The organism is Archaeoglobus veneficus SNP6, assembly GCF_000194625.1.
GTDB lineage: Archaea > Halobacteriota > Archaeoglobi > Archaeoglobales > Archaeoglobaceae > Archaeoglobus_C > Archaeoglobus_C veneficus.
In genome coordinates this window covers 152,034-162,853 of sequence record NC_015320.1, presented here as the reverse complement: position 1 = coordinate 162,853, position 10,820 = coordinate 152,034, and the positions used below count along the sequence as shown (strand labels likewise).

Below are 10,820 nucleotides of genomic sequence, written 5' to 3'. Positions count from 1 at the left end.
AAGAGAAATTCGGAAGGAAATTGCAGACCGTTAAGTGGGACAATATAAGATTGAAAATGCGTTCTTTCCGGAAGATAACCAACACTATAAATCTATGACAAATTCCCATCCACTGAAAACAGAAGATAGCAGAGTTGAACGAATGCAGGGTGGTAAGGGGATGTAGTAACATATACAGTTGTATTTCCAAGTTATGCTCGACAATATCTATAATAAATCAAGATAGCATAGACTAACTGGAAAAACATTTCTACTTCATTTCCAGTATAGACTACTTGCCTACTCCTCAACGGAGATCCTCTCGAGCTGGCTCGATACGTTCCAGATCAAGGTTCTGACATGCATCGGGATGTTTGGGTCGGAAGAGATCTCTTCGAGTATCGAGATCGCCGATGCAGCCCTTACGGCGAGACTCTCCTCACCGTGAAGCAAGTTCTCTTTTATCTCACTTGCAACACGCCTGATATTCCTCGGAACCGTGTCGTCCTGAATTATTCTGTCCAGAACTTCCAATACGCTGTCTGGCACCTCTTTTGCCACCGTACCACCTCCAGAAGTGAAATTTTTAAATGCGGCCTATCAACATAGGTAACATGGAAGATAAAAAAATTTCGGAGATGGCGGAGCTTCTTTATAAGGGAGCCAAGATGCTCTCGTATTACTGCCCAGACTGTAGGGTTCCTCTGTTTCAAGATAACGCCAGGATTTTCTGCCCCTCATGTGGCAGAAACGTCATAATTGACAGGGGTGAGGGCGTCAGCGTAGAGAATGTGGAAAAGAGCCAGATGATTGATAATAGGGGGATTCAGCAGGAAAAAGAGGGAATGGAGGATAGAAACACTGAAGTGGGAGCGGTGAAACATTTAGCAAAATCTGAGAACAAATCCGCAGAAAGGGATGGTACATGGAATAGATCGCTCGTGGAAGATGCAGTTAAAGATGCTATCAGTAAACTCGCGAGAGATCTGGAGGGGGAGGAGGACATATGCAGAATAGCGGAGATCGTGGAGACTATGAATAAAGCTGTTGAAATCCTCGAGAAGCTTAGAAAATTTGGTTAGCTTTATTTATTTCCTGTGAAAGTTAAATAGAGTACGTTATTAAGGACGTAAATCTGTGTTCGTGGACTTTTCACTCTTCTACCGGTCTCAGAGCTTAGAGGAATTCGAATCGAGATTTGTATTGGCTTGTCGATATTACAACCTCACACTTCCACAGGAAATAAAGGGGTGTCTGTGTAGGGTTATGACTTTAAATAGGGTTAGTGTGGTTGACTAATATATGGTAAGGTTCAGAGGGCATCACCTTATATGTCTGCACTTCTTCAAAGGGGAGGGGTATAACCGCGAGTTCGTAGAAAACCTGCTCAGAGCGCTTAAAGATGCTGAAAGGACTGGAGTTGAAGTGGTTGACGGTGCGGATGACGTCTGCGCCACCTGTCCACACAACTCCAGCGGAGTTTGTGCGTACTCCAGCACAGCTGACGCGGAGATTAGGGAACTTGACAAACTCGCGCTAAATCTGCTCTCTATCTCTCCCGGTTCAAAGGTTTCATGGAGTGAGATTAGAGCGAAGATTCCGGAAATAATGGATGTGTGGAGGCAGAAAGCCTGCACAACGTGTGACTGGAGGAACGTATGCCATGCCGAGAGAAGTAATCATCGCGTGGGGTCATCCAAACATAACAGCAAAGCATCCAACAACCCTCGAGATTACTAAGGACGAACATCTGACGCCGAGAGGTGACTGTATTATAGGTGTGAGAGCAAGTAAAGCGATTTCGGATCTTCCACAGGAAATAAAGGGGTGTCTGTGTGGCGGGAAGAAGGCTATGATTGTGCTTTACCTTCCTGACTACGGGATGAGAGAAGTCGTTACTGGATTCGGGAGCCCCCGGCTCACGTTCACTCATCCAACCGACATTGTTGTCAGGAAGAGCGACTACGTATGCGGGAGGACACTCATCATAAAAGCAGACAAAGCCGCTGCTGACCTCAGCAGGGAGATGGTGCGATTGCTTAAGGACCCATCGACAGAGCTGCACTTTATTATTGAGGTTTAGTGGCATCTCTAATGACACCCACGGGATATTTTCGTGAATGTCGTCTTGGAAGTGAAAATACCGCGAGTGCATGCGGTACCGAAATCCCGGGATTCTGTCAGTAACAACTGAAACTACCGGAAAAAGACAGCCCAGTATGGCAGATATATATGAAACCCCAGACGGAGAAGAGGAATGACAGACTCGTCTCCATCAAAATATAGAAAGCTCAAGACCTTGTCAGAATAAGGCAAGAGCAACGCTTTTTTATCCTTGCCGGTTTTGACGTTTAATGCCATTCAGAATTGGAAAATTCGGCCTCATAAACAACTTTCTCCCGTACTACTGGCTTGAAAAGAGTTTTAAAGAAAATCGGAACTTTGAAATCGTTGAAGCATCACCCAAGCAGATGGCATCCATGCTCGCTTCTGGCCTCATAGACTACGCTCCTGTCCCATCTTTCTTCTTCCTGCAAAATTCCGAAAAGCTCAGGAGCTACAACTTCTGTATAGCATCACGGGATAAAGTGCTGAGTGTCGTCGTCGTATCGAAGATGAAAGAACTCGACGAAAGCCCCATAGCTGTTACAGCCGACACAATGACCTCTGTAAACCTTCTCAGGATTATCCTGGGGGAGAAAGGTCTGAAAAACAGGCTCGTGTTTACAGATTCTGGAAAAGCATCGGATTTACTCGAAATTTGCAAACATGCGCTCGTAATAGGTGATGAAGCAATCAAGGCGAGGATGATATACAGGGTTGTGATGGACCTTGGAGAGGAGTGGTACGAACTCACAGGCCTCCCGATGGTCTTTGGCATATCCTCTTCCCTGCAAGAGGTTGACGCGAACTCGGTTGATGCTATGTTATTCAAATCCATCGACTGGGGCCTAAAAAACATGGAGGAAGTTGTTTCGGAAGCTGCAACGAAGTTCAGCATGCCCCCTGAGTTCCTTGAGGAGTACTTTAAAACCCTGAGCTACAGGATGGGTAATGCAGAAAGGAGAGGGTTGAAGACGTTCGAGGAGATGTGCCGTGAGAGCGGAATTGTACGAGTACGTCAGGAAGAACCTTGAAGGAGAAAATCTGTCGTTCGAGGAAGCCCTCAGGCTATTCGAACTACCCCTTCCAGCCCTCGGGAAGATCGCAGACGAGATAAGGAAAAGGAAGTGTGGAGACCTCGTAACCTTCGTCGTTGACAGGAACATAAACTACACAAATGTATGTACATCCAAGTGTAAGTTCTGTGCATTCTACGCCAGAAACGATGACGAAGGCTACGTCCTAAGTCTCGACGAAATTCTGAAGAAGATCGAAGAAGCGGTGGAAGTTGGAGCGACGCAGATCCTGATGCAGGGAGGAATGAACCCGGAACTTGGCATAGAGTGGTTCGAGAACGTTTTTTCCGAGATTAAAAGACGTTTCCCATCTATTCAGCTTCACGCCCTTTCCCCGCCAGAAATTTACTTCCTGGCGAAGCTCGAGAAGTGCAGCGTTAAAGAAGTCCTCGAGAGGCTGAAAAACGCTGGCTTGGACTCACTGCCTGGAGGAGGGGCGGAAATTCTAAGCGACAGGGTGAGAACGCAAATCAGCCCTAACAAGGTTGACAGCAGAGGCTGGCTCGAGGTGATGCGAACTGCTCACAGTATCGGACTTAAGGGAAGCGCGACGATGATGTTCGGCCACATCGAGAGCGACGAGGACATAGTCGAGCACCTTTTCAAGATTCGTGATCTGCAGGCTGAAACTGGTGGCTTTACTGCTTTCATCCCCTGGACGTTCCAACCAGAGAGGACTGAGCTTTATGGAAGGGTTAAGCATCCAGCCCCAGCGACGAGGTACCTTCAGGTTCTTGCTATTTCCCGCATAATTCTGCACAACATAAGAAACATCCAGGCCTCCTGGCTCACACAGGGTTTTGAAATTGCGACTCTCGCGCTCTTCTTCGGAGCTAACGACTTCGGCGGAACCATGCTTGAGGAGAATGTTGTGAGAGCTACAGGTAAACCCTTCCAGCCTGCGAGGGTTGAGGACATTGTCAGGGCTGTAAAATCTGTTGGAAGGCCGGTAGCGCAGCGTACGACGCTTTACGAGATCCTGAGGTATTTCTGAATAGCTGATAACCTCGATAACATCAGCTGCTCCTGCAAACGGCAGGCAATACTTGCCAATAGCTAACTGCCGGCATCACCCAGCTTTTTTTACGGGAATGGTGAAAGCGCGGCGCAATTCCATCAACGAGATAATACGCTTTCAGTAGGCAGGCTTAACTCCATATCCCGTAAATATCTTTCCCGCAATTGGGACATTTCCCGTTTTTCACCCTGTTTTCGAGAACAGTGGTGTGGTACCTTTGCACGAGCAGAACCCCGCACTGCGGGCAGTAGGTGTTTTCAAATTTATGTCCGGGAACGTTTCCGATGTAGGCGTATTCAACTCCTTCCCTTCTCGCAATCTCAACAGCTCTCTCGAGTTTTGAAACGTCGGTCGGGGGTTTATCGAAGAGAAACGCTGGGAAGTAACGGGTAAAGTGGATTGGAATCTCGTCTCCGGCATACTTCAGATGTTTCTCCACGATTTCCCGTATGGAGTCTTCGTCATCATTCACGTTCCTTACGAGCAGGTTTACGACTTCAACGTGAATTCTCTTTGCAGCGAACCTTATGTTTTTCCAGACGTGGATGTCGCTTTTACCACCACAGTATCTCCTGTAAACTTCTCTGCTTCCCTTTACGTCGATATTTATGGCGTCGAGTCCCGCATTAATCAGCATCTTGAGAGCCTTTGGCATCATGTAGCCGTTAGAGACCATCGTGTTTCTAAGCCCGAACTCTTTTGCGAGGGGGAAGAGGTCGAGGAGATACTCGAAGAGGAGTGTTGGCTCGTTGAAGCTCGCACATGTGCTCCTGTCTTTCGCATCAATTGCCGCTCTGACGATTTTCTCCGGATCGACAACCTGATAGCCCTCTGGCGGTGGAGTTCGCGAAAGTCTCCAGTTCTGGCACCACATGCAGGAAAGGTTGCACGAATACGTTGAGAACGTCATGGAGGTCGTTCCAGGCATGAAGTGGAAGAAGGGCTTTATTTCCACGGGCCTGCTCTCCATTGCGCTTATATTCCCGTAAGTGAGGGTATAAAGCCTTCCAGAGACGTTAAGCCTTGCATTACATCTGCCCCTCTCCCCTTCTTCCACGTTGCAGAGATTCCAGCAGAGATGACACCTCGCTCTCTTTTCTCTTCCAGTTGAGTACAGTAATGCCTCCTTCATTCTCAAATATTCTTGTAGAAAATATAGTAAAGCTTTGGGTCGGAACAGGTACATCTTGGAAGACTCCAGCGGATATGATGTAAAGATACGTTCCTTGCAGGTAAGCAGGCAGTGTCAAAATAACAAAAAATAAATAACTAAGATACAACTTATGCAGCCTGCGCTAAGCCAGTTGGTAGATTACGTCAAGTCTACAAAAGTCTTTCGAAGGAACAGGAAAGATGTGGAACTTAAAATACTTGCAGCATTATTATACTTCTTTGGCCTTTCTTTGAGAAAAACAAGTGATTTTCTATCTTTATTCGAAGAAATAAGTCACGAATCTGTTAGGATTTACTACCATAGACTCAAAACAGTCTTAAAACAACCAGAAAAGAAGAAAAGAAGACTTGTTGCGATAGATGAAACAAAAATAAAACTGGAAAAGAAACAAATCTTTGTTTGGGCTGCTATAGACGTTGATACCATGGAATGCCTAGCTATATGGGCTTCTGGAGGAAGAGGAAGCTTTGAAGCTTACGTTTTCCTTAGAGAAGTTCTCAAGCATTGCGAAAACAAGCCAGAGATCGTTGTTGATAGAGGTTTCTGGTATCTGTGGGCTTTGAAAAGGTTAGGGCTGAGATACAGGCATGAAACGTTTGGTAGAAGAAATGCTGTAGAAGGATTCTTTTCGAGGTTTAAAGAGAGAACGAAGAGGTTCTGGAACAGATTTCCATTCAGGAGTTCTTTTGTCTCTGTACAGAGCTGGTTGGAGAGCTTTATGGCCTTCTACAACTACTGGAGGTGTTAACTTGACACTACCGGTAAGCAGGATATTACATTGAATCTGCACGTGAAAATTTTTTAAATGCATTGTCACAAGATTGGTAGATGGAAATTGAAGACGTTCTGATAAGGAAGCTGGAGGGTCTCAGGACGAGAGTTGCTTACGCGGCCCTGAGACCGATGGTGAGTTTTGCGTTCCTCCATGTAATTCCCTACTACGCATCAAAAAAAGATTTCTACGTTGCAGTAATTTCTGAGATAATGTCCAGAGCTCTCAACAGGTTTTACCACTTCGTGGCGAAGTCGGATTCCGGGCTTGGTGAAATACTCGATACCGCGAAGATCATCAAAATAGGGATGAAGGAAACTGTCCCTTTCGGGGAGCTTTACGACTTCATACCGTGGAGTGGTGAAGAGACGATAGAAGGTGAGGAAACGTTCAGAAACCTGAAAGACGACGACTTCCTTGTACTTTTCGGTATTCACGTACCATTCCCAACGCCCCGCTACCTGACGAGCATGGCTATGATATACGATGTCATGCCTGACGAGCTAACATTCTTCGTTTTTGTCCCTACGGGCGTGTATACGGGCTTCATAGAGAAGAGGTGGCACGTTTACTACGATGTCATCCTGAAAATCAGGAGGTACAACGACTTCGCTTTTGGAGAGGAAGACATATTTTACATAGATGTTGACGGAATCGTCCCCGACCTGCCGGCTGGCTCAATTAAATGCAAGCTCGGAAATGGAGGAACGATAGAACTAATTTGAGGGGACATTCTGATCAGTGTGGCATCTGGTCCGTAACGTTATTTACTCCTTCTCAGCCTGTCGAGGAGAGGGAGTGATAGAAAGCCGAAGACACCGGTCTCAACTCGGAATGAGCCGTCGAAGAAAGCCGCATCTATCGCCGAAGCAAGCATGGCAAGAGCCGAAATAGTTGCGAAGCAGACTGCAAGCAGCGACGCTGTAAATGTATAGGCTTTGCTCTTACCAGCCCATCCCTTGAGATAAATGGCTGCGATAGTGAGAAGGACGAAGGCATTCAGCAGGGAAGCCCTCGCCTCAATCGCTGCGAGAATAGCGAAAATTACAGCGTAAGCGAGGGAGATAATATTACCACCTCCAGAACCTCATTAATTTTATGAGAGCTAAAGACACAACGTAGGCTACGCTAAAGCTGTAAACGACAGCAAAACCCGTCCATTTCCAACTTCCAGCCTCGGTTCTTATAACCGCAAGGGTTGCAAGGCAGGGCATGTAGAGGAGGGAGAAAACCATGAAGCCGAAGGCCTGAGCGGGAGTTAGCAGACCTGCAAGACCATCTCCTACAGTTATCCCTATCGTCTCGACAACGACCTCCTTTGCAACGAACCCCATTAAAAGTGCCACGACGAGTTCCCAGCTCCAGTCCATCGGGGCGAAGAGAGGCTGAATTGCTCTGCCGAGCATTCCCGCATAGCTCTCCTCGATGCTGTTCGACGGATAATTCGTCAGGAGCCATATTACGACGGACATTGCAAGGATGACAGTTCCAGCCTTCTCTATGAAGTGCTTGACTCTGCTCCACGTCAGCTTTGCGATGGCAGAGAACTTTGGAATTCTGTAGGGAGGCATCTCCATTATGAACTCCGCCTCCCCCCTGAAAACGAACCTTCTGAGTACGAAGGCCGAAATAAGAGCAAGGAGGACGCCGAGGAGGTAGAGAGACATTATGGCTGCACTCGCCATCGACGGAAAGAACGTGCCAGCAAACAGGATGTATATCGGAAGGCGGGCGCTGCAGGACATGAACGGATTGATGAGGACGGTCGTAATCCTGATCTTCCAGTCTTCAATGGCCCTCGTCGCCATTATTGCCGGCACATTGCATCCAAAGCCCATAATAAGCGGTATTACTGCCCTTCCGTTCAGACCAAATCTGCTCATTGTTCTGTCCATTATAAAGACGGCCCTTGCCATGTAACCGCTGAGTTCCATGACTGCAAGGGCTATGAAGAGGAACGCTATGTTTGGAACGAACACGAGGACGCTGCCGACACCTTTTATTATTCCCTGGCTGAGCAGGGACGCAAGAACACCTTCGCTGCCTATCGCATCTGCAAGGAGCGAAAAAGCCAGGTCTACGGCGTTCACGAGGGGCGAAGCAACGTCGTACGTGAAGCGGAACACCATCCACATAACGGAGAAAAAGACGGGAATGCCGAAAAGGGGGTCTGTAAAAACCTCGTCTATTGCGTCCAGGTATGTAAAGGCTTCCTTTTTTTCTACAACCTGTTTGGCAATCTGTTCGGCCAATTTCAGCCTGTTTTCAACCCTCAGCCTGCAGACTGCCGGACTGAACAGGGCCTTTTTCAGCTCTTCAATGCCTTTCTTTTCGACGGCGATGGTTTCAATGACAGGCACACCCAGGATCTCCTCGAGTTTTTTTGCATCGATCTCTATCCCCCTTTTCCTCGCTTCATCGAGCATGTTCAAAGCAATAACCATCGGAATGCCTAAATTGCAAAGCTGGAGTGTGAGGTAAAGGTTCCTTTCAAGATTTGTTGCGTCGATAACGTTCAGAACAACATCCGGTTTCTCATTTACGAGGTAGTCGCGGGCTATCTTCTCGTCGAGACTGTAAGCTTCGAGGCTGTATATTCCCGGCAGGTCTACGAACTCCACCTCAACGCCATTTATAACTGCTCGCCCCTCCTTCTTCTCAACAGTAGTACCGGGGAAGTTTCCTACTTCAAAACTTCCTCCTGTCAGTGCATTCAGCAGAGCGGTCTTTCCAACGTTTGGATTACCGACCATTGCGACCTTCAGCATTCCGTACCTCCCGGCCTTGCAGCATTGGGAATTCCTCACGGTTTTAAAACCAATCGGCATATGCTATTTACACGTGAAACGCTTAAAGGTGAGCACGAAATAGTTAATTTTAGCTGCGTAAATAATTAATCCTAATATATTTAGGATAAAGCTCGATGCATCTAACGAATTGAGGTTGTTGTAGCTGCTGGCCTAATTTTGGTTAAGCGGCAATCGACCCCATCAATTTAAATACTTGTTCACGAACTCGTTGCGATGTTCAGGCAGTTCAGGAAGGATGTCATCAAATCGCTCCAGAAGTTTGACGTTGATGAGCGCTTTGTCAGGGAGAGCGAGCACGCTGATTTGGCATGCACAATAGCCTTTAAGCTCGCAAAGGAGATGAAAAAGAAGCCCCAGGAAGTGGCAGAGGAGATTGTCTCGCAGCTGAGCATTGAGAGCGATTACATAGGCAGCGTTGAGGTTGTTAATGGCTACGTAAACTTCTTCGCGAGCTACGAGTTCTTGGAAGACACCATCAACTACATTCTCGATAGCGACGAGGAGTACGGCTCGCTCGCACTCGGGGGAGAGGTACTCATCGAGCACACATCAGCGAATCCCGATGGTCCCCTGCACATCGGGCACATCAGGAACTCAATCATTGGGGACACCCTCGCAAGAATATTCAGAAAGGCTGGAGTCAACGTCACCACACACTACTATGTCAACGACATGGGGCGGCAGGTGGCACTTACAGTACTCGGAATTGAGAAGTTCGGCCTCGACAAGACGGAGAAGCCGGACCATGCTGTGGCCAAAGCCTACATAGCCATAAACCGCTACATAGAAGAGCATCCCGAGGAGAAGGACGAAATCGAGGCGAAAGTGGAAGAACTCATGAAGAAGTACGAGGAGGGCGACGAGGAGACAGCAAAGCTTTTCAGAGATGCTGTAAGCAGGGCACTCGAAGGGGCGAAAGAAACGCTGGAAAATCTTAACATAGTTCACGACGAGTACGTATGGGAATCTGAATTTATAAGAAACGGCTACGTTGACCGCATAATTTCAATGCTCGACGAAAAGGGGCTGATACAGAAGGACGGAGCGTGGACGATTGACTTGAGCGAGCTCGGGTACAAGAAGAACGTCGTCATCAGAAGGGAGAACGGCACAACGCTATACGTAACGAGAGACCTCGCATATCATCTCTGGAAGAACGAGAACTTCGAACGCTTTATAAACGTCCTCGGGGCTGACCACAAGCTGATTGGAAGTCAGCTTTCGGACATCCTGAAACTTATAGGTCTTAAACCTCCGGAGATTGTCTTCTTCGAGTTTGTTTCGCTGCCTGAGGGTTCCATGAGTACGAGAAAGGGTAAGTTCATCTCAGCAGATGAGCTTATTGATAGGGTGTACAGAGAGGCTTACGAGATAATAAAGGACAGAGGATTTGACGAAAAAGAGAAAAGGGATGTGGCAAAGGCAGTTGCAATCGGAGCGCTGCGCTACGACTTCATAAGGGTCGCTCCCGAGAAGCCAATAACCTTTGACTGGAAGAAAGCGTTGGATTTCGAAAGACAGACTGCGAGCTACATCCAGTACAGCCATGCGAGGGCGTGCAGCATTTTACGCAAGGCGGTAAGCGAAGGCATGCCCGACCTGGAATTTGTCGGAGAGCTGTGCACACCGCTTGAGAGGAAGCTCGTAATGCTGTTATCGAAGTTTTCCTCGGTGATCGAGAGAGTTGTGAAAGAGCTCCGCCCCAACGTCTTTGCTGAGTACGTAATGGATGTTGCGACGACTTTCAACGACTTCTACACCCAGCATCCCGTTTTGAAGGCTGAGGCAGAGTACAGGATGCATCGCCTTGCGATAGTTGATGCTTGCCGCATAGTGCTCCGTAACGGGCTTGAGGTTCTTGGAATTGAGCCACTTGAGAGGATGTAGA

At 47.6% G+C, this 10,820-nt stretch carries 11 protein-coding genes; 8 read left to right on the top strand and 3 right to left on the bottom strand.

The genetic code is table 11. The features are described from left to right. Window positions 1-279: 279 nt before the first annotated feature. Window positions 280-540: a UPF0147 family protein gene (locus tag ARCVE_RS00900; protein ID WP_013682900.1), complete on the bottom strand. Its 261-nt coding sequence runs from the start codon at window positions 538-540 to the stop codon at window positions 280-282. A 53-nt stretch (window positions 541-593) separates the two neighbouring features. Here ARCVE_RS00900 and ARCVE_RS10700 point away from each other — a divergent pair, with 53 nt between their 5' ends. The 5 genes from ARCVE_RS10700 (at window position 594) to mqnC (ending at window position 4,152) form a co-directional block, all read left to right on the top strand. After that, window positions 594-1,061 (top strand): Sjogren's syndrome/scleroderma autoantigen 1 family protein, encoded by a 468-nt coding sequence (locus ARCVE_RS10700; RefSeq protein WP_013682899.1) that lies wholly within the window; start codon window positions 594-596, stop codon window positions 1,059-1,061. A gap of 220 nt (window positions 1,062-1,281) precedes the next feature. After that, window positions 1,282-1,719 (top strand): DUF1284 domain-containing protein, encoded by a 438-nt coding sequence (locus ARCVE_RS00890; RefSeq protein WP_013682898.1) that lies wholly within the window; start codon window positions 1,282-1,284, stop codon window positions 1,717-1,719. After that, window positions 1,622-2,062 (top strand): DUF371 domain-containing protein, encoded by a 441-nt coding sequence (locus ARCVE_RS00885; RefSeq protein ID WP_232215811.1) that lies wholly within the window; start codon window positions 1,622-1,624, stop codon window positions 2,060-2,062. Before ARCVE_RS00890 ends, ARCVE_RS00885 begins: the two co-directional genes overlap by 98 nt. A 271-nt stretch (window positions 2,063-2,333) precedes the next feature. Continuing rightward, window positions 2,334-3,116, top strand: a complete 783-nt coding sequence (locus ARCVE_RS00880; protein ID WP_013682896.1) for a menaquinone biosynthetic enzyme MqnA/MqnD family protein — start codon at window positions 2,334-2,336, stop codon at window positions 3,114-3,116. Continuing rightward, entirely contained in the window at window positions 3,076-4,152 is a 1,077-nt protein-coding gene (mqnC, locus tag ARCVE_RS00875) for a cyclic dehypoxanthinyl futalosine synthase (RefSeq protein ID WP_013682895.1), read from the top strand. The genes ARCVE_RS00880 and mqnC overlap by 41 nt, the downstream gene beginning before the upstream one ends. A gap of 154 nt (window positions 4,153-4,306) precedes the next feature. Here mqnC and amrS read toward each other — a convergent pair whose 3' ends face one another. Continuing rightward, on the bottom strand, window positions 4,307-5,308 hold the full coding sequence (gene amrS / locus ARCVE_RS00870) for an AmmeMemoRadiSam system radical SAM enzyme (RefSeq protein WP_013682894.1): 1,002 nt from the start codon (window positions 5,306-5,308) through the stop codon (window positions 4,307-4,309). Between the two features lie 151 nt (window positions 5,309-5,459). On the opposite strand from amrS, the gene ARCVE_RS00865 reads away from it, so the two are divergent. After that, window positions 5,460-6,098 (top strand): IS6 family transposase, encoded by a 639-nt coding sequence (locus ARCVE_RS00865; protein ID WP_013682893.1) that lies wholly within the window; start codon window positions 5,460-5,462, stop codon window positions 6,096-6,098. An 80-nt stretch (window positions 6,099-6,178) separates the two neighbouring features. Further along, the gene (locus tag ARCVE_RS00860) at window positions 6,179-6,847 is read left to right on the top strand and encodes a hypothetical protein (protein ID WP_013682892.1); all 669 of its coding nucleotides are present in this window, start codon (window positions 6,179-6,181) and stop codon (window positions 6,845-6,847) included. A 345-nt stretch (window positions 6,848-7,192) separates the two neighbouring features. Here the strand turns inward: ARCVE_RS00860 and feoB are convergent, their stop codons facing one another. Beyond that, window positions 7,193-8,929: a ferrous iron transport protein B gene (feoB, locus tag ARCVE_RS00855; protein WP_232215810.1), complete on the bottom strand. Its 1,737-nt coding sequence runs from the start codon at window positions 8,927-8,929 to the stop codon at window positions 7,193-7,195. A gap of 216 nt (window positions 8,930-9,145) precedes the next feature. Between feoB and argS the strand changes: the two genes are divergently transcribed. Next, complete coding sequence (gene argS / locus ARCVE_RS00850; RefSeq protein WP_013682890.1) at window positions 9,146-10,819, top strand: arginine--tRNA ligase; 1,674 nt, start codon at window positions 9,146-9,148, stop codon at window positions 10,817-10,819. The last annotated feature ends 1 nt before the right edge of the window (window position 10,820 follow it).